18 protein-coding genes are annotated in these 18,599 nt (G+C 72.7%); 2 read left to right on the top strand and 16 right to left on the bottom strand.

Translation table 11 applies throughout. The features are described from left to right. Positions 1–39: 39 nt before the first annotated feature. Positions 40–1,125: a prephenate dehydrogenase gene (locus tag D581_RS0123525; protein ID WP_018959648.1), complete on the bottom strand. Its 1,086-nt coding sequence runs from the start codon at positions 1,123–1,125 to the stop codon at positions 40–42. Continuing rightward, the gene (gene aroH / locus D581_RS0123530; protein WP_018959649.1) at positions 1,122–1,484 is read right to left on the bottom strand and encodes a chorismate mutase; all 363 of its coding nucleotides are present in this window, start codon (positions 1,482–1,484) and stop codon (positions 1,122–1,124) included. Before aroH ends, D581_RS0123525 begins: the two co-directional genes overlap by 4 nt. Positions 1,485–1,751: 267 nt before the next feature. Here aroH and D581_RS0123535 point away from each other — a divergent pair, with 267 nt between their 5' ends. Next, a complete protein-coding gene (locus tag D581_RS0123535) occupies positions 1,752–2,177 on the top strand; it encodes a Rieske (2Fe-2S) protein (protein ID WP_018959650.1) in 426 nt (141 codons plus the stop codon). Between the two features lie 70 nt (positions 2,178–2,247). After that, positions 2,248–3,006: a DNA polymerase beta superfamily protein gene (locus D581_RS0123540; protein WP_018959651.1), complete on the top strand. Its 759-nt coding sequence runs from the start codon at positions 2,248–2,250 to the stop codon at positions 3,004–3,006. Here the strand turns inward: D581_RS0123540 and D581_RS0123545 are convergent. From D581_RS0123545 to pyrG, 14 genes are all read right to left on the bottom strand, one after another. Continuing rightward, the gene (locus D581_RS0123545) at positions 2,972–3,415 is read right to left on the bottom strand and encodes an SRPBCC family protein (protein WP_026290833.1); all 444 of its coding nucleotides are present in this window, start codon (positions 3,413–3,415) and stop codon (positions 2,972–2,974) included. The genes D581_RS0123540 and D581_RS0123545 overlap by 35 nt on opposite strands. A 119-nt stretch (positions 3,416–3,534) precedes the next feature. Continuing rightward, a complete protein-coding gene (locus tag D581_RS0123550; RefSeq protein ID WP_018959653.1) occupies positions 3,535–4,560 on the bottom strand; it encodes an ADP-ribosylglycohydrolase family protein in 1,026 nt (341 codons plus the stop codon). 103 nt (positions 4,561–4,663) lie between these two features. Next, positions 4,664–5,413, bottom strand: coding sequence for an NUDIX hydrolase (locus D581_RS0123555; RefSeq protein WP_018959654.1), 750 nt, complete (start codon positions 5,411–5,413; stop codon positions 4,664–4,666). Beyond that, a complete protein-coding gene (locus D581_RS0123560; RefSeq protein ID WP_018959655.1) occupies positions 5,410–6,489 on the bottom strand; it encodes an AAA family ATPase in 1,080 nt (359 codons plus the stop codon). Before D581_RS0123560 ends, D581_RS0123555 begins: the two co-directional genes overlap by 4 nt. After that, complete coding sequence (gene pnuC, locus D581_RS0123565) at positions 6,486–7,142, bottom strand: nicotinamide riboside transporter PnuC (protein ID WP_018959656.1); 657 nt, start codon at positions 7,140–7,142, stop codon at positions 6,486–6,488. Before pnuC ends, D581_RS0123560 begins: the two co-directional genes overlap by 4 nt. A 129-nt stretch (positions 7,143–7,271) precedes the next feature. Beyond that, positions 7,272–8,648, bottom strand: coding sequence for a pseudouridine synthase (locus tag D581_RS0123570; protein WP_018959657.1), 1,377 nt, complete (start codon positions 8,646–8,648; stop codon positions 7,272–7,274). After that, positions 8,648–9,304 carry an SMC-Scp complex subunit ScpB gene (gene scpB / locus D581_RS0123575; protein WP_018959658.1) on the bottom strand — a complete coding sequence of 219 codons (657 nt, stop codon included), beginning with the start codon at positions 9,302–9,304 and terminating at the stop codon, positions 8,648–8,650. Before scpB ends, D581_RS0123570 begins: the two co-directional genes overlap by 1 nt. After that, the gene (locus tag D581_RS0123580; protein ID WP_026290834.1) at positions 9,301–10,356 is read right to left on the bottom strand and encodes a segregation/condensation protein A; all 1,056 of its coding nucleotides are present in this window, start codon (positions 10,354–10,356) and stop codon (positions 9,301–9,303) included. Before D581_RS0123580 ends, scpB begins: the two co-directional genes overlap by 4 nt. A gap of 84 nt (positions 10,357–10,440) precedes the next feature. Next, a complete protein-coding gene (locus tag D581_RS0123585; protein WP_018959660.1) occupies positions 10,441–11,001 on the bottom strand; it encodes a hypothetical protein in 561 nt (186 codons plus the stop codon). After that, the gene (locus tag D581_RS0123590; protein WP_018959661.1) at positions 10,998–12,116 is read right to left on the bottom strand and encodes a ParA family protein; all 1,119 of its coding nucleotides are present in this window, start codon (positions 12,114–12,116) and stop codon (positions 10,998–11,000) included. The genes D581_RS0123585 and D581_RS0123590 overlap by 4 nt, the downstream gene beginning before the upstream one ends. Positions 12,117–12,484: 368 nt before the next feature. After that, entirely contained in the window at positions 12,485–13,600 is a 1,116-nt protein-coding gene (ald, locus tag D581_RS0123595; RefSeq protein WP_026290835.1) for an alanine dehydrogenase, read from the bottom strand. Between the two features lie 143 nt (positions 13,601–13,743). After that, positions 13,744–15,876: an ATP-binding protein gene (locus tag D581_RS0123600; protein WP_018959663.1), complete on the bottom strand. Its 2,133-nt coding sequence runs from the start codon at positions 15,874–15,876 to the stop codon at positions 13,744–13,746. A 189-nt stretch (positions 15,877–16,065) separates the two neighbouring features. Then, positions 16,066–16,692 carry an NUDIX domain-containing protein gene (locus tag D581_RS0123605; RefSeq protein WP_018959664.1) on the bottom strand — a complete coding sequence of 209 codons (627 nt, stop codon included), beginning with the start codon at positions 16,690–16,692 and terminating at the stop codon, positions 16,066–16,068. 88 nt (positions 16,693–16,780) lie between these two features. Further along, positions 16,781–18,448, bottom strand: a complete 1,668-nt coding sequence (pyrG, locus tag D581_RS0123610) for a CTP synthase (protein ID WP_018959665.1) — start codon at positions 18,446–18,448, stop codon at positions 16,781–16,783. Positions 18,449–18,599: the final 151 nt, after the last annotated feature.

The following is an 18,599-nucleotide window of genomic DNA, read 5'->3' on the forward strand; positions in this document are numbered from 1 at the left end:
GGGCGGGGTGGCGCCCCGCCCCGTCGTACGGGACCGGGCTCAGCCGCGGATCGACCAGCCGCGTTCCTGGAGGGCCGCGCCGAGTACCGGGGCGGCGCTGGGCTCGACCATGATCTGGACGAGGCCCGCCTGCTGGGCGGTGGCGTGCTCGATGCGGACGTCCTCGATGTTGACCCCGGCCCGGCCGGCGTCGGCGAAGATCGCGGCCAGCTCGCCCGGCTTGTCGCCGATGAGGACGGCCACGGTCTCGTAGACGGTGGGGGCCGCGCCGTGCTTGCCGGGGACCCGGACGCGGCCCGCGTTGCCGCGGCGCAGGACGTCCTCGATGGCGTCGGTGCCCGCGCGCCGCTTCTCCTCGTCGGCGGAGTGCAGGCCGCGCAGCGCGGTCACGGTCTCCGCCAGGTCGGCGGCGACCCCGGCGAGGACGTCGGCGACCGGGCCGGGGTTGGCGGAGAGGATCTCCACCCACATGCGGGGGTCGGACGCGGCGATCCGGGTGACGTCGCGGATGCCCTGTCCGCACAGCCGTACGGCGGTCTCGTCGGCCTCCTCCAGCCGGGCGGCGACCATCGAGGAGATCAGCTGCGGGGTGTGCGAGACGAGGGCCACGGCCCGGTCGTGGGCGTCGGCGTCCATGACGACGGGGACGGCCTGGCACAGGGCGACGAGCTCCAGCGCGAGGTTGAGCACCTCGGTGTCGGTGTCCCGGGTCGGGGTGAGGACCCAGGGGCGGCCCTCGAAGAGGTCGGCGGTCGCGGCGAGCGGCCCCGAGCGCTCCTTCCCGGCCATCGGGTGCGTACCGAGGTACGGGGTGAGGTCGAGACCGAGCGCCTCCAGCTCGCGGCGCGGGCCGCCCTTGACGCTGGCGACGTCCAGGTAGCCGCGGGCCACCCCGTCGCGCATGGCGGTGGCGAGGACGGCGGCGGTGTGCGCCGGCGGCACGGCGACGATCGCCAGGTCGACGCGGCCTTCCGGCGCCTCGTCGGTGCCGGCGCCGAGCGCGGCCGCGGTGCGGGCGGCGTCGGGGTCGTGGTCGACGAGGTGCACATGGACGCCGCGACCGGCCAGTGCGAGGGCGGCGGAGGTGCCGACGAGCCCGGTTCCGATGACGAGGGCGGTTCTCACTGGGCGATGTCCTTGCGCAGAGCGGCGGTGGCGCCGAGGTAGACGTGGCTGATCTCGGCGCGCGAGAGATAGGTCTCGACATGCACGAGGATACGGACGACCCGGGGCATGGCCCCCTCGATGTCCAGCTCCTGGGCACAGATCAGGGGTACGTCGACGATCCCGAGGCCGCGCGCGGCGGCGGCGGGGAAGTCGCTGTGCAGGTCGGGGGTGGCGGTGAACCAGATGCTGATCAGGTCGTCGGCGACGAGTTCGTTCCGGTCCAGGACGGCCGTCAGCAGCTCGCCGACCCGCCGGCCCATGTGCCCGGCCTCGTCCTGGTCCAGCTGGACGGCGCCCCGGACCGCTCGTACCGCCACGTCGTGCTCCTCTTGATCTTCGCTGTTCGCTCTTCTTCCTTCTTCCGCCGCCGGGCCCGTCGCCCAGGGGCGCGGCACGGCTGCTCACCTCAGCCTAGATCGGCGGCGGCGGACCTGATCACGGAGTTCCGTCCGTGAGACGGGCGGGCCACGGCCGTCGGGGCCCCGTCCACCACTCGGTCGGGCGCACGGTCCGCGCGGTCGCTTCGCCCGGGGGCCTGCCACCGCCACGATGGGCGGCCACCCACCGTCATCGAAGGAGAGCGCATGAACGCACGGCGAAGGGCGGTGCTGGCCGCGGGTGCGGCGGGCGCCGCGGCCCTGGCCACCGGCTGCGGATCGTCCGACGGGGGCGGCGGCGAGGACGCGAGCCCGACGCCGACCGTGTCGGGGGACGCCCCGGGCGGGGCGGAGCTGGCCCGGACCACGGACATCCCGGTCGGCGGCGGCACCGTCTTCAAGGAGCGGAAGGTGGTGGTGACCCAGCCGGAGGAGGGTGAGTTCCGGGCGTTCTCCGCCGTCTGCACCCATGCGAGCTGCCTCGTCTCGACGGTGAGCGACGGCACGATCAACTGCCCCTGCCACGGCAGCAGGTACAGCCTCACGGACGCGGCGGTCGAGGCCGGCCCGGCGACCCGGCCGCTGCCCGCCGAGCGGATCACCGTATCGGGGGGCGCGATCCGGCTGGGCTGAGAGCGGGCCGGAATCTCGCGGGCCGGAATCTCCGAGGCGCGGCGGCCACCGCGCACGTACGCTCGCGGGCATGATCACCGCCGCCGACGACGAGCCAGACGACGAGGCACTCGTACGCGACCACACGGTCTACGCCTGCGTGATGGGCTCGCGCGCGTTCGGACTGGCCACGGAGGAGAGCGATACGGACCGGCGCGGGGTGTTCCTCGCGCCCACCCCGCTGTTCTGGCGCTTCGAGAAGCCGCCGACGCATGTGGAGGGCCCCGCGCCGGAGCAGTTCTCCTGGGAGCTGGAACGCTTCTGCGAGCTGGCGCTGCGGGCCAACCCGAACGTGCTGGAGTGCCTGCACTCCCCGCTGGTGGAGTCCGTGGACGACACCGGCCGCGAGCTGCTGGCCCTGCGCGGGGCGTTCCTGTCGCGGCTGGCGCACGGCACGTTCGTCCGGTACGCGCTGGGTCAGCGGAGGAAGCTGGAGGCCGACGTACGGGTCCATGGCGCGCCGCGCTGGAAGCACGCGATGCATCTTCTGCGGCTGCTGGCGAGCTCCCGGGACCTGCTGCGCACGGGCGAGCTGCGCATCGACGTCGGCGAGGCCCGTGAGGAGCTGCTGGCGGTGAAGCGGGGCGAGGTGTCCTGGGCGGAGGTGGAGCGCCGGATGGACCGCCTCGGTGAGGAGAACGACGAGGCGGCGACCCGCTCCCCGCTGCCGCCGGAACCCGGCCGGGCGGCCGTGGAGGACTTCCTCGTCCGGGCCCGGCGGGCCTCGGCGGCGCGGGATCAGGCGCCGACCGGGCTCACACCGTACGGGGACCGCCCGACGCTGCCGTGAGTTCGGCCAGCTTCTGGAACTCGCCCAGGTCGTAGTTGGTCAGGGCGGAGTCGAGGTTGGTCAGCGCCCCCAGGTGCTCGATGAATCCCTGGGGGTCGTACTCGATCTGCAGGGCGACCCGGCTCGATGTGTCGTCGAGCCGGTGGAAGGTGACCACCCCCGCGTGGTGGACCCCCTCTGTCGTCTTCCAGGCGATGCGGTCCTCGGGGACCACCTCGGTGAGTTCCGCGACGAAGCGCTTCTCCGCACCGGGCAGCGAGAGCTGCCAGGCGAAGCGCCGCTCATCGATCGGATCGACGCGCTGGACGTGGCTCAGGAACCTCGGCCACTGGGTGACATCGCTCCACAGGGACCAGGCGACGGCCACGGGCGCCTTGATGTCGACGGTCTCGACGAGTGAGGAGGACACGGATACCACCGAACCTTCCGTACGGGAACAGGTCCGCCCTCTCGTACCCGATCGTCCTCCGCTCACTCAGGGAGGCCACGTCGGCGAAACGATGACGCGCGCCCGCCGGCCGGTACGGCTCAGGCGTCCCAGAGCGCCGCGAGGGACAGCAGGTCGCTGCGGTACTCGATGCGCTCGGACCATTCCTTGGGCCAGGCCGACGCGCCCAGGTGCGCCCCGGCGAGCGCTCCGGCCAGGCAGGCGATCGAGTCGGAGTCGCCCCGGGTGCAGGCGGCCCGGCGCAGGGCGGTGACGGGCTCCTCGGGGAACAGCAGGAAGCAGTGCAGCGCGGTCGCGAGGGCCTCCTCGGCGATCCAGCCGTCCCCGGTCCGCTCGCACGGGTCGGTCTCCGGCGACGGGGCGCGCAGCGCGTCCTGGACGCGTCCCAGCGCGGTCAGGCACTCGTCCCAGCCGCGCTGGATGTACGCCTGCGGGGTGGCGTCGCCCGCGTGGCGCCAGAGGTCGCCGAGCCAGCGGGTGTGGTAGCGGCCCCGGTTCTCGTAGGCGTAGCTGCGCAGCTGCCCGATCAGGCCGAGGGGTTCGGCGCCCTGGGCGAGCAGGAACACCGCGCGGGCCAGCAGGTCGGAGGCGGTGAGCGCGGTGGGGTGGCCGTGGGTGAGGGCGGCCTGGAGCTGGGCGGCCCCGGCGCGCTGTTCCTCGCTGAGGCCGGGGACCAGGCCGACGGGGGCGACCCGCATGTTGGCGCCGCAGCCCTTGGAGTGCGTCTGGCTGGCCTCCTGCCAGACCCGGGTGTGTTCGAGGAGGCGGCAGGCGGTGAGGCAGGTGTTGCCCGGGGCCCGGTTGTTGTCCGGTGAGTGGTACCAGGCGACGAACTCCGCGCGGACCGGGTCCACCAGCCGTTCGGGCGTGAGCAGTCCGCTGTCCATGGCGGTGCGGATGCCCCGGCCCAGGGCGATCGTCATCTGGGTGTCGTCGGAGACGACGGCGGGCGTCAGGAGGGGAAGCTGCCGCCAGGGGCCGAACTTGGCGAGGATGGCGGGCACGTCGTTGAACTCGGTGGGGAAGCCCAGGGCGTCGCCGAGCGCGAGCCCGGTCAGCACGCCGGTGGCCGCCTGCTTGGTGAGGGGCGGGGTGGCGATGGTCATCTGTCTCGTCCTTCCGGTACGGAGTGCGACGGGGCTGCGGATCGCGCGTACGCGCGGAGCTGCGGATTGCGCGCGGGTCTGCGCATGACGACGGGGCTACGGGTCACGACGGGTCCCCCGGGGCGTCCGGTCGCGGCGGGCGCAGGAGCGGCGGGTGCAGGGCGGTGGCGTCGCCCGCCCGGTAGAGGGCGGCCGGTTTGCCCCGGCCGCCGGTGCGGCGCGGCGGGCCCTCGACAGCCTGGACGAAGCCGGGCGCGTTCAGGACCTTGCGCCGGAAGTTGGGGCGGTCCAGCTCGACGCCCCAGACGGTCTCGTAGACCTGCTGGAGCTCGCCGAGGGTGAACTCGGCGGGGCAGAACGCGGTGGCCAGGCAGCTGTATTCGAGCTTGGCGCCGATCCGGTCGTGGGCGTCGGCGAGGATCCGGTCGTGGTCGAAGGCCAGCGGTCCGTTGGAGTCCGCGTCCCACCACCGGGCGCTCGCCGCGTCGCCACCGCCGCGCGGTTCGGGCAGGTCCGGCAGGAGTGCGGCGTACGCGACGGAGACGACCCGCATCCTCGGGTCGCGGTCCGGGGCGGTGTAGGTGCGCAGCTGTTCGAGGTGGAGGGCGCCGACGGTGCCGTGGCCGAGGCCGGTCTCCTCGGCGAGTTCGCGGCGGGCGGCGTCCTCGGCGGACTCGCGGGGCAGCAGGAAGCCGCCGGGCAGCGCCCACCGGCCCCGGAAGGGCTCCTGGCCGCGTTCGACGAGCAGCACGTGCAGCCGGGCCTCGCGGACGGTGAAGACCGCGAGATCGACGGTGACCGCGAACGGGGCGAAGGCGTGCGGGTCATAGCCCTCGGGGGCGGAGGTGCTCATCGTTTCTCCGGGAGGGGTGCGGCGAAGTCCCAGCCGGTGGCGAGGAGTTCGTCGACGGCGGTGACGGCGGCGGCGAGCCGCGCCTCGGGCGGGCCGGTGACCTCGATGAACCGCCGGCCCGTGCGGGTGAGTTCGGCGCGGAAACGGTCGGTCATCCAGGGGCGCAGCTCCTCCCCGTCCCGCAGCCCGTCGTCCTCGAAGGGGACGCCCTCGTGGTCGGTGAGCAGCCACAGGTGGTGGGCGGCGCGGTCGGCGATCTCCTCGACGAGCGGGTTGCGGCCGCCGACGTACCGCTCGTGCCAGACGGTGGTGGCGAAGGAGTCGGTGTCGCAGAGGAGCACCGGGGACCCGGCGCGGGCGGCGGCCTCCTCCCGGTCGTTCTGGGCCCGCGCGATGAGCGGGAAGTCGTCGGTGGTGAAGCTGACGTCCTCCCAGGCGGCCCCGGGCCACCGCGCGCGCAGGGCGGCGAGTTTGTGCTCGCTGTACTCGCGCCCGTACTCGGCGACGCAGCCGGTGCGCGTCCACACGCCGCCGCGTGCGCGGTAGTGGGCGGCGAGCGCCCGCGCGAGGGTGGTGGTACCGGTCGACTCCGCGCCGAGGACGACGACCCGGCGGGCGAGGGCGGCCCGCACGGGCGGCCGGAGGAAGTCCCAGCAGTCGGCCGGGGACCGGCGCACGGCGGTGCCGGAGACCGGGAAGAGGGTGCGGCCGGGGTCGACGAGGACGGACGCCGCGCCGAAGCGGCGGCCCAGCTCCTCCCCGTACGCCTCCGAGGTGAAGACGGCGTCCACCCGCTCGGGCACGGCCGTGGTGAAGACCGCCATGTGCGCGTCCCAGACGGCCGGGTCGGCCACGTCCATGTGCGTGTCGTCGACCGTGCCCACCACCGTGACGTCCGGGTGGACCTCGCGCATCCAGGCGACGCGGTCGGCGAGCGGGACGGACTCCACGGAGGCGGCGCAGACCAGCACGGTCAGCCGTTCGCAACGGTCCCGGGCGGTCTCGACGAGGTGGTGGTGGCCGGCGTGCGGCGGGTAGAACTTGCCGAGGACCAGGCCGTGTTCGTAGCGCTTCATGCCGCGGCCACCTCCGGGGCCCGGGTGTCGCGCGCGGTCAGGTCGCGGTGCCAGTTACGCAGGCCGACGAGGCAGAGCGCGAGGAACCCGGCGTACAGCAGCGAGGTCAGATACAGCCCCTTGTGGGCGTAGAGCGGGATGTAGACCACGTCGGCGGCGATCCACAGCCACCAGGACTCCAGCCGCTTCCGGCACTGCCCGTACGTCGCCATCAGCGACAGGGACGTCGTCACCGCGTCCCAGAACGGGACGGTGGAGTCGGTGGCCCGGGACAGCAGCAGCGTGATCCCGAGGGTCCCCACCACCCCCGCCGCGAGCAGCCAGGTCCATTCGGTGCGGGTCGTTCTGCGCACCGGCAGGACGGCGGTTCCTGGTCCACCCCCGTGGGTCCAGGTCCACCAGCCGTACGCGGCGAGGGTGATGAAGACGATCTGGAGGCCGGCGTCGGCGTACAGACCGGACTGGGCGAACAGCAGGATGAAGAAGAGGTTGTTGGCGATGCCGATCGGCCAGTTGGCGAGGTGCTGGCGGGCCACGAGCCAGACGCACAGCGCCCCGCTTCCGAAGCCCAGCACCTCGGTCCAGCTGACCGGGGTGTCCAGGATCGTCACCAGGGGCTGTCGCAGGGGATCGAGTACGTCCGCGAGACTCACGCCCGCCTCCTTCTTAATGGTCACTCTGACTATAAAGGTTGGACGGGGACGGCAAAAGGCCCGCGGCCGGTTCTGTTCGAATTTTCCGAACAGAACCGGCCGCGGGCCTTCGTACGGCGTCGGGTGCGGCTAGAGGCCGACCTCGCGCATCAGCATGCCGACCTCGGTGTTGGTGAGGCGGCGCAGCCAGCCGGACTTCTGGTCGCCCAGCGGGATCGGCCCGAAGGACGTCCGCACGAGGCGCTCGACCGGGAAGCCGGCCTCGGCCAGCATCCGGCGCACGATGTGCTTGCGGCCCTCGTGGAGGGTCACCTCGACCAGGTAGTTCTTGCCGGTGTTCTCGACGACGCGGAAGTGGTCGGCGCGGGCGTAACCGTCCTCCAGCTGGATGCCGTCCTTGAGCCGCTTGCCGAGGTCGCGCGGCAGGGGGCCCTGGATGGCGGCGAGGTAGGTCTTCTTGACGCCGTACTTGGGGTGCGTGAGGCGGTGGGCCAGCTCACCGTGGTTGGTGAGCATGATGATGCCCTCCGTCTCGGTGTCCAGCCGGCCGACGTGGAACAGCCGTGTCTCGCGGTTGGTCACGTAGTCGCCGAGGCACTGACGGCCGTCCGGGTCCTCCATCGAGGAGACGACCCCGGCGGGCTTGTTCAGCGCGAAGAACAGGTAGGACTGGGCGGCGACAGTCAGACCGTCGACCTTGATCTCGTCCTTGTGCACGTCGACGCGCTTGCCCTGCTCGACGACGATCTCGCCGTTGACCTCGACGCGGGACTGCTCGATCAGCTCCTCGCACGCGCGGCGCGAGCCCATGCCGGCCCGGGCGAGGACCTTCTGCAGCCGCTCGCCCTCCTCCTCGGCGCCCGGGTGGGTCTTGGGGAGGTTGATCACGGGCTTGTTCGCGTACCGGTCGCGGTTGCGCTGCTCGATCTTGGCGTCCAGCTCACGCGGGCGCGAGGGTGCCGCGCGACGGAAACCGCCACTGCGGCCGCTGCCGCCCTGTGCGGGCTTCGGGCCGCCCTTGGCCCCGCCGCGGGCGGCCGAGCCGCGGCCCTTGCGGGGGCCGTCCTGCTCGCGGGCCTCGCGGGCGCCGGGGGCGTCGTTACCGACGTCGTAGCGGCGCTCCTCCGGGCGGGGACGGCGGGGGCGCTGCTCCTCGTCACGCCCGCCCTGGTAGCTCGGGCGTCCGTCCTGAGAACCCGGTCGTCCGCCCTGGGAGCCCGGTCGTCCGCCCTGGCCGGCGGGACGCCCACCCTGGCCGCCGGGACGGCCACCCTGACTGCCGCCGCGCCCGCCCTGAGCGGAGGGACGGCCGCCCGGGGCTCCGGGCCGCCCGCCCTGGCTTCCGCCGCGTCCGCCGCCCTGGCCGCCGGGACGACCGCCCTGGCCGCCACCGCCCTGGCCCTGGCGGAAGGAGCCGCCGCCACTGCGGCCGCCACTGCCCGCGCCTCCGCCACTCCGGCCGCTGCCGCCGCTGCCGCTTCCGCTGTTCCTGCCACTGCTTCGCATCAAAATTCCGTCTTGTCGTCTGCGTGAGTATCCGGGGTGTCCGGTGCGTCCGGATCGAACGACGGCACACCCTCTAGCGTCTCAGCCTCGATCGCGTCCGCCTCGGGGAGGAAGGGCGCGAGTTCCGGGAGCTCGTCCAGGCCTCGCAGGCCCATTCGCTCCAGAAAGTAGTTCGTCGTCCTGTACAGGATCGCACCTGTTTCGGGTTCCGCGCCCGCCTCCGCCACCAGGCCCCTCTGGAGGAGGGTCCGCATGACGCCGTCGCAGTTCACTCCGCGCACCGCCGAGACCCGCGAGCGGCTCACCGGCTGCCGGTACGCGACCACCGCCAGGGTCTCCAGCGCGGCCTGGGTGAGCCGGGCGTGCTGGCCGTCCAGGACGAAGCCCTCCACGGCCGCCGCGTACTCGGGGCGCGTGTAGAACCGCCAGCCGCCCGCGACGAGCCGCAGGTCGAAGCCCCGGCGCTGCACGGTGTACTCGTCGGCCAGCTCCCGCAACGCGTCCGCCACGGCCCTGCGGGGCCGCTGGAGCACCTTGGCCAGGTGGTCGACGGTGGCGGGCTCGTCGACGACCATGAGGACCGCCTCCAGCGCGGGCTTCAGATCGAGCGCGGCGACCACGCCCTCGCCGGTCTCCTGAGTCGGCTGCTCGCTCATTCCCGTACGTCCCTTTCGTCAGCGCCCCCGTTGAGCTCCCGGTCGAACTCGTCCGTCACCACCGGCTCCGCTTCCGCCCCGCCGCACCAGGTCACCAGCAGGTCGCCCAGCGCCTCGTCCTGGTCGAGGGTGACGGCCTTCTCGCGGTACAGCTCCAGCAGGGCCAGGAACCGGGCCACCACGGTCAGGGTGTCCGGCGCGTCCCCGGTCAGCACCGCGAAGCTCACCGCCGTCCCGGCTTCGCGCAGCCGCTCCACCACGAGGCCCGCCTGCTCCTGGACGCTGACCAGCGGGGCGTGGATGTGGTCCACGTACACCTGGGGCCTGGGCTTCGGCCGCATCGCCTTCACCGCGAGCCGGGCGAAGCCCTCGGGCCCGATGCTGATGACCACCTCGGGCAGCAGCGCGGCGTGCTGGTCCTCCAGGCCGACCGTACGGGGGTGGCGGCGGGCCTCCGACTCCAGGCGGCCCTGGAAGATCTCGGCGATCCGCTTGTACGCGCGGTACTGGAGCAGCCGCGCGAAGAGCAGGTCCCGCGCTTCCAGGAGCGCGAGGTCGGCCTCGTCCTCGACCTCGGCGGCGGGCAGCAGCCGCGCGGCCTTGAGGTCGAGCAGCGTGGCGGCGACGACGAGGAACTCGGTGGTCTGGTCGAGGTCCCAGTCGGGGCCCATGGCGCGGATGTACGCCATGAACTCGTCGGTGACCTTCGACAGGGCGACCTCGGTCACATCCAGCTTGTGCCTGGAGATCAGCTGGAGGAGGAGATCGAAGGGGCCCTCGAAGTTCACCAGCCGGACGGTGAAGCGCTTGTCGTCCGCTTCCGGCCCCGGTACCGCTTCCGGCACCTGTACGGCTTCCGGCTCAGACACCTGTACGGCTTCCGGCTCCGGATCTGACTCCGGTACCGCTTCCGGCTCCGGCACGGGCTCAGGCTCCGGTACGGGCTCAGGCTCTCGTACGGGCCCCTCCGCCTCCACGGGCGGCGCCACCGCGCCCGGCCCCCGCCCCAGGGCGCGGCGGCGCGGGGTGGCGGGGTCGTCGGGCGTGGGCATGGTGGTCCAGGGGTGGGGCGGCGGCGCGGGCGGGTCCCGCCGGGGCGGCGGGACCTGCGGTGCAGGCTACCCGCGCTGTGCCGCTCAGCGGCCGCGCAGCCGCCGTACGAGGATGCTCGCGTCGCCCCGGGACTCCAGGTCGGCCAGGACCACCGCCACCGCCTCGCGGACGATGCGGCCGCGGTCGACGGCGAGGCCGTGTTCGCCGCGCAGGACGAGCCGGGCGTGTTCGAGGTCCATCAGCTCCTCGGCGGAGACGTAGACCGTGATCTTCTCGTCGTGGCGTTCCCGGCCGCTGGGGCGGCGGTTGGCACCGCGTCCGCCGCCTCGCCTGCGCTGCTGCTGGACCGCCGGTGGCTGCTCGGCCGGGGCGGCGGAGGGCGCGGGGCGCTCGCCGGAGGCGGCCCTGGCGGACGGGGCGCGCTCGCCGGCGCGGCTGCGCGAGTCGCCGCCGTCGGCGTCGGCCGCGGCATGCTCCTGACGGTCGGCGGGGGCCGCCTGGCCGGAGGGGTCGCTCTCCCCGCCGGGCGCGGGCACCCGCGGTTCGCCGTTCGCCTTGCGCCGCCGCTCCGCCGGCGAGGACGGCTGGAGGCCCATCCCGCCTCCGGTGGTACGGAACAGTTCGTCGGCCCCCGGCAGACTCACTCGGCGTGACACCGGGCGAGCACCTCCCTGGCGAGCTGGCGATAGGCGGCTGCGCCGACCGAGTTGGAGGCGTAGGTGGTGATGGGCTCACCGGCGACCGTGGTCTCCGGGAAGCGGACCGTGCGGCCGATGACCGTGTGGTAGACGTGCTCGTCGAAAGCCTCGACGACGCGCGCCAGGACCTCGCGGCTGTGCACCGTACGGGAGTCGTACATGGTGGCGAGGATGCCGTCGAGCTCCAGCTCCGGGTTGAGCCGCTCCTGGACCTTCTCGATGGTCTCGGTGAGCAGCGCCACCCCGCGCAGGGCGAAGAACTCGCACTCGAGCGGCACTATGACCTTGTGAGCGGCCGTCAGGGCGTTCACGGTGAGCAGGCCGAGCGAGGGCTGGCAGTCGATCACGATGTAGTCGTAGTCGGCCATCAGCGGCTTCAGGGCGCGCTGGAGCGTGGACTCGCGGGCCACCTCGCTGACGAGCTGCACCTCGGCCGCGGAGAGGTCGATGTTGCTGGGCAGCAGGTCCATGTTGGGGACCGCGGTCTTGAGCAGGACGTCGTCGGCCGTCATGCCCCGCTCCATGAGCAGGTTGTAGACGGTGAGGTCCAGCTCCATCGGGTTGACCCCGAGGCCCACGGAGAGGGCGCCCTGCGGGTCGAAGTCGACGAGCAGGACCCGGCGCCCGTACTCCGCGAGCGCGGCGCCCAGGTTGATGGTCGACGTGGTCTTGCCGACGCCGCCCTTCTGGTTGCACATCGCGATGATCTTCGCGGGGCCGTGGTCGGTCAGGGGGCCCGGGATCGGGAAGTACGGCAGGGGCCGCCCGGTCGGGCCGATGCGCTCGCGGCGCTGACGCGCGGCGTCGGGCGCGAGGGTGGCCGCGTACTCCGGATCGGGCTCGTACTCGGCGTCGGGGTCGTAGAAGTGCCCCTCGGGCACCTCGGCGAAGTCGGCGAAGCGGTCGGTGTCCCGGCTGCTCTCGTTGCCGGCCGTGGCGTTCACGTGTAGGCCGTCCATCATCTGGGGGGCTGTCGTCATGTGCTGTTGGGTGGCGAAGGTGCGGACAGCGACGGAGCCGACAGCTTCGAACCCGATCGGGCTCAGACCCCGTGCAGGCATCCCTGGTTGACCACCCCCGGGAGTAATTGTCGACTCATTCACAAGTCGTCTTACCTCCTTGGACGTGACCAGGAAACTTATCGATAGGTCAGCGTGGCACCATGCCGACGATTGGCGACTCTATGGCGTGTCACCGGTCCGCAGCAACACAATCCGCCGGACCCGGCCCGATGTGTCGGCAATCGAACGCCTCGCTGTCAAGGGTGCACAGCGACCAAGCCGCGCATTTCACCGCAGCACGAAACGGGTAAAGGGTTACGTTCGGCGCGAGTTGCGCAAGGGCCCCACAGGGCCCGATACGCGTCCGGCCGGACCTTGCTCGGCAAGGTCCGGCCGGACGCGCGATGTTGACGGAGGGGGTTGACCCGTCAGCCCAGGAGCGCGGTCAGCTCGACGTGCGGCAGGCCGTGCGCTTCGGCCACCTCACGGTAAACCACCTGGCCCTCATGGGTGTTGAGGCCCTTGGCGAGTGCGGCGTCGCGGCGCAGGGCGTCGGCCCAGCCGCGGTTCGCGAGCTCCACGATGTAGGGCAGCGTCGCGTTGGTGAGCGCGTAGGTGGAGGTGTGGGGCACCGCGCCGGGCATGTTGGCGACGCAGTAGAAGACCGAGTCGTGGACCTGGAAGGTCGGCTCGGCGTGGGTCGTCGGACGCGAGTCCTCGAAGCAGCCACCCTGGTCGATTGCAATGTCGACAAGTACACTTCCGGGCTTCATCTTGGCGACGAGCTCGTTGGTGACCAGCTTCGGGGCCTTGGCCCCGGGGATCAGCACGGCGCCGATGACGAGGTCGGCCTCGACGACGGCCTTCTCCAGCTCGAAGGCGTTGGAGACAACGGTCTGCACCTTGGTGCCGAAGATCTTGTCGGCCTCGCGCAGCTTGTTGATGTCGCGGTCGAGCAGCGTGACGTGGAAGCCGAGACCCACGGCGATCTGCGTGGCGTTCCAGCCGGAGACACCGCCGCCGATGACGACGGCCTTGCCCGCCGCGGTGCCGGGGACGCCGCCGGGCAGCACGCCGCGACCACCGACGGAGCGCATCAGGTGGTAGGCGCCGACCTGCGGGGCGAGGCGGCCCGCGACCTCGGACATCGGGGCGAGCAGCGGGAGGGCGCGGTTCGCGGTCTCGACCGTCTCGTAGGCGATGGCGGTGGTGCCGGAGGCCAGCAGTGCGTCGGTGCACTCGCGGGAGGCGGCGAGGTGCAGGTACGTGAAGAGGGTCTGGTCCTTGCGGAGGCGGTGGTACTCCTCGGCGACCGGCTCCTTGACCTTCAGCAGCAGGTCGGCGGAGGCCCAGACCTCATCGGCGGTGGCGAGGATCCGCGCACCGGCGGCGACGTACTCCTCGTCCGGGATGGACGAGCCGACACCGGCGTCGTGCTCGATGACGACCTGGTGGCCGTGGCGGACGAGCTCATGCACTCCGGCGGGGGTGATCGCCACCCGGAACTCGTTGTTCTTGACTTCGCGGGGGATGCCGACCTTCACGTCGATCACGGTCCTTGGCTCGGAGGGTCGTCCGGGCAGAACGGTGCACACCCGGACATATACAGCATAAATGGAGACGCCGCGGAGGAACGCGGCAGAGCCAGTCTAATGAAGGACTTCGCGCTGTCTAGCCTTACAAAGCATTAACTTTCTGTCGAAGCACTACGGATTTCGTAGGCAGAAGCCTCCTCGCCCAGCAATCTATCGGCCGCGTTCCGGTGCAACCCGGCCGCCGCGGGGTCCCCGAGCCGGTCCAGCGTGTCGGCGAGCCGCAGCTGGAGCGCCGCCTGAAGCCGCACGTCACCGGCGTGCCGGGCCAGGTCGACGGCCTCCCGGCAGGTCTGGAGCGAGTCGTGCGGCCGGCCCGCGTACTCCTGGACCCGGGCCGCCTCGCTGAGCGCCCGCGCCCGGGCCGCCGGATCGCCGAGCCTGCGGTGACCCGAGGCGGCGGCCCGCCAGTTCCGCAGCGCCTCGCCGTAGCGCCCGGCGTACGTGTGGACCGCCCCGAGCCGCCCGTACAGCCGGGCCTCGTCGGCGCGCTCGCCCTGGGTCAGCCGCTGGGCGAGCGCCCGGCCGTACCAGTCGGCGGCCCGGTGGTAGTCCCCCAGCTCCTCGTACGCGCCGCCCACGGATTCCATCGCGCGACCGGTGGCGTACAGGTCCTTCGCGGCCTTTCCGGCGTCCAGCGCGGCCCGGTAGCGGGTCAGCGCGTCCCGGGTGCGGCCGGTGCGGGCGTCCAGGTCCGCGAGGTTCAGCAGGGCGGCCGCCTGCTCACGGGGCAGCTCGCGGCGGATCGCCACGTCCAGGACGAGGCCGTGCAGCCCGTACAGCTCGGGGGCGGCCTCCTCCGTCCCCCGGTGCGCGGCCAGCGCCCTCACCAGCGCCGCCACCAGCCGCCGCGCCAGGGTGTCGAGCTCGCCGTCCGCCACGGCGAGCCGGGCCGATGCGAGCAGGGCGGGCTGGCGGACCCGCAGCCACGCGCCCGCCTCGTCCGCGTTCGGGAAGCGCAGCGAGCGGGGCAGACCGGCGAGCCTGCGGCGGGCGGGGGAGCTCTCCGGCTCGGTGACCGCCCGGCAGGACTGGAGCCGGCGCACGGTCCGCTCCAGCATCCGGGCGCGGGCGAGCTGGATCTCGGCCGGCCGGTCCCGGTCCTCCAGGAGGGCCAGCAGCAGCGGGGCGAGGCAGCCGGGCACCGCGTACTGGGGATGGGCCGCGCCGTCCGTCCGCAGCAGCCCGAGCTTCACGAAGCCGTCGAGGGTGGAGCGGGCGGCGGAGACCGAGCAGCCGGCCAGCGCGGAGGCCGTGTGGGCGTCGGCGAGCCCGGCGGGGGCGAGGGCCAGCAGACGCAGTGTCCGGGCGGCGGCCTGGGGCAGGGAGTCGTGGACGAGCCGGAACGCGCGGGCCAGCGGGCGGGCGCCGGTGGGCAGGTGCTCGCCGGGGTCGGGAAGCTCGTGCAGCTGCTTGGCGACGTCGGCGACCGAGGCCATGGGGTGCGCGGCGAGCAGGCCGCCCATCAGGGCGAGCGCCGCGGGCTGGCCCCCGCACTCCTCGGCCAGGCTCTCCGCGGTGCGGGGGTCGACGGTGATGCGGACCTGTCCGATGACGCGGGCGAGCAGCCGCACCGCCGCGCCCGCCTCCAGTCCGCCGAGGGTGCAGGGCCGTACGTCGGGGATGCCGGTCAGCGGTCCGGTCGCGGTGGCGAGGACCAGGCAGTCCGGGTTCTCCGGGAGCAGCGGGTCGACCTGTTCGGCGTCGGCCGCGTCGTCGAGCACCAGGACGAGCCGGCGTACGGCGAGGGCCTCGCGGACCATCTCGGAGAGTTCGTCCTGATCGGCGCCGGGCGGGACCGCCACCCCGAGGAGGCCGAGGATCTCACCCGCGGTGCGTTCGGTGGGCACGCTCCCGCCGCCGGGGTCGGTGAGGCCGACCCGGAGCACCCCGTCGGGGTAGTCGCCGGAGCCCGTACCGGGAACGGCCCAGGGCAGTGCGCCCGTGGCGGTCGCGGCGGCCCCGGCGGCGTCGGTTCCGGTGAGCGCTCCGGCCAGCTCCTCGGCGAGTGCGCTGCGGCCGGATCCGGGCCGGCCCGCGATGAGCAGGACCCGGGCGCGGGGGGTCTTGCGGCCGGCCAGGGTGTCGAGGCCGGCCCGCTCGATGTCCGCCCGCAGGGCCTTCAACTCACGTTCGCGGCCGAAGAATCGGGGTGGGACGGCGCCGGGCGGCTCCTCGGTCCCCGGGGCCTTTGCCGGGCCGCTGGTGTCCACCGCCTGATCGGTCACGAGCCACGCTCCACTTCGCTGCACGCGGTGCCCGCCGGAACCCCGGTCGGGTGCGTTTCGAGCGTAGTTCAGCGGTGACGACGATCACTGCGGAGTGGGGCGGAGCACGGGGAACATCCCCCGATCGGATCAGCATTTCTTCATTCTTAATGACCGATCGGGGGGTGGGGCAGGGGTCCAGACTGCCCGTCAGGCCTCGAAGGGCCGGGCCGGCCAGGGCGCGTCGGCGGGGCGCAGGGAGTCGACGCCGTCGCCCGCGCGTACGGCGGAGAGCGCGAGCACCCCGACGACCAGGCAGTTGTTGTGCACGTCCCCCGCGATCACCGAGCGGACCAGCTCGGGCAGCGGCACCCGGGCGTGCTCCATGTCGGCCTCCTCCTCGGCGACCGCGTACCGCTCGCCCTCCGCCTCGGAGAGATCGCGGGCGAGGAAGACGCGCACGGCCTCGTCGCAGCCGCCGGGCGTGGTGTAGACGTCGGTCAGCACCCGCCAGTCCTCGGCCTTGACGTGCGCCTCCTCGTACAGCTCGCGCTGAGCGGCGTGCAGGGGGTTCTCGCCGGGGACGTCGAGCAGTCCGGCCGGGATCTCCCAGAGCCGGTGGCGCACCGGGTGGCGGTACTGGCGCAGCACGATGACCCGGTCCTCGTCGTCGAGCGCGAGGACGGCGACGGAGCCGGGATGGACCTGGTAGTCACGGCCGTGGACGGATCCGTCGGGCATCACCACCTGGTCGGTGCGGACGCTGGTCTTGTTGCCGGTGAAGGGGGTCGCGGTCGCGGTGACCTGCCACTCCTCGGGCTTGTCCTGGATACCCATGTACGTCCACGTCCTCCCACGAACCAACGGAAACCGGGGTACCGATCCGCGCAGGATCCGTACCCCGGTCAACCGTAGTGCCTCGGTGTTACGCGTCCGCGCCCTTCGCGGCGGCGACCTGGCGCGCGACGGCGGCCTTCACCAGACCCGCGAAGAGCGGGTGCGGGCGGGTCGGGCGGGAGCGCAGCTCCGGGTGCGCCTGGGTGGCGACCAGGTAGGGGTGCGTCTCGCGCGGGTACTCGACGTACTCGACGAGCTTGTTGTCCGGGGAGGTGCCGGAGAAGACCAGTCCGGCCTTCTTCTCCAGCTCGCCCCGGTAGGCGTTGTTGACCTCGTAGCGGTGGCGGTGGCGCTCCTCCACGTACGGCTGGCCGTCGTAGGCCTCGCGGACGAGGGAGCCCTCGGCGAGCTTGGCCGGGTAGAGGCCGAGCCGCATGGTGCCGCCCAGGTCGCCCGCGCCCTCGACGTAGGCGAGTTGCTCCTCCATCGTCGAGATGACGGGGTGGGAGGTGGCGGCGTCGAACTCGGTGGAGTTGGCGTCGGGGATCTCGGCGAGCGAGCGGGCCGCCTCGATCACGATGCACTGGAGGCCGAGGCAGAGGCCGAGCAGCGGGACCTTGTTCTCGCGGGCGTAGCGGATGGCGCCGACCTTGCCGTCGACACCGCGCTCGCCGAAGCCGCCCGGGATGCAGATCGCGTCGACGTCCCCCAGGTGCTCGGCGGCGCCCGCCGCGGTCCGGCAGTCGTCGGAGGTGACCCACTTGACCTTGACCCGGGCCTTGTTGGCGAAGCCTCCGGCGCGGATCGCCTCGGTGACCGAGAGATAGGCGTCGGGCAGGTCGATGTACTTGCCGACCAGCGCGACGGTGACCTCGTGGTCGGGGTTGTGGACCCGGTCCAGCAGATCGTCCCAAGTGGTCCAGTCGACGTCCCGGAACGGCAGGTCGAGCTTGCGCACGACGTAGGCGTCCAGACCCTCGGTGTGCAGCACCTTGGGGATGTCGTAGATCGACCGGGCGTCCGGGCAGGCCACCACGGCGGTCTCGTCGACGTCGCACATCAGCGAGATCTTGCGCTTGATGGCGGTAGGGACCTCGCGGTCGGCGCGCAGCACGATGGCGTCCGGCTGGATGCCGATGTTGCGCAGGGCGGCCACCGAGTGCTGGGTGGGCTTGGTCTTCAGCTCGCCGGAGGGGCCGATGTACGGCAGCAGCGAGATGTGGACGACGAAGACGTTGTCCCGGCCGACCTCGTGGCGGACCTGGCGGACGGTCTCCAGGAACGGCAGCGACTCGATGTCGCCGACCGTGCCGCCGACCTCCGTGATGACGACGTCCACGTCGTCGGTGGCCATACGGCGGATGCGGTGCTTGATCTCGTTGGTGATGTGCGGGATGACCTGGACGGTGTCGCCCAGATACTCGCCGCGCCGCTCCTTGGCGATGACCTGCGAGTAGATCTGGCCGGTCGTCACGTTGGCGGAGCCGTCGAGGTCGACGTCGAGGAAGCGCTCGTAGTGGCCGATGTCCAGGTCGGTCTCGGCGCCGTCGTTGGTGACGAACACCTCACCGTGCTGGAAGGGGTTCATCGTGCCCGGGTCGACGTTGAGGTACGGGTCGAGCTTCTGCATGGTGACCCGCAGGCCCCGCGCCTTGAGCAGGGCACCCAGGCTGGAGGCAGTCAGACCCTTGCCGAGGGAGGAGGCGACACCCCCGGTGACGAAGATGTGCTTGGTCGTCGTGGATGTGGGCTGCATAGCCAAAGGGGGCTCCCGTGGTCGCGATTCTGAGGTGCGTACCGGCCGCCCAACCGGAGATTCCGGGGGCGCCGTCGCTGCGGTTCGGGGGCCTCGTGCGCTGTCGCGAACGACCACCGGTCCACGGGCTACCAGGGTAACAGCGACGGCG

This window comes from Streptomyces sp. CNB091 (assembly GCF_000377965.1).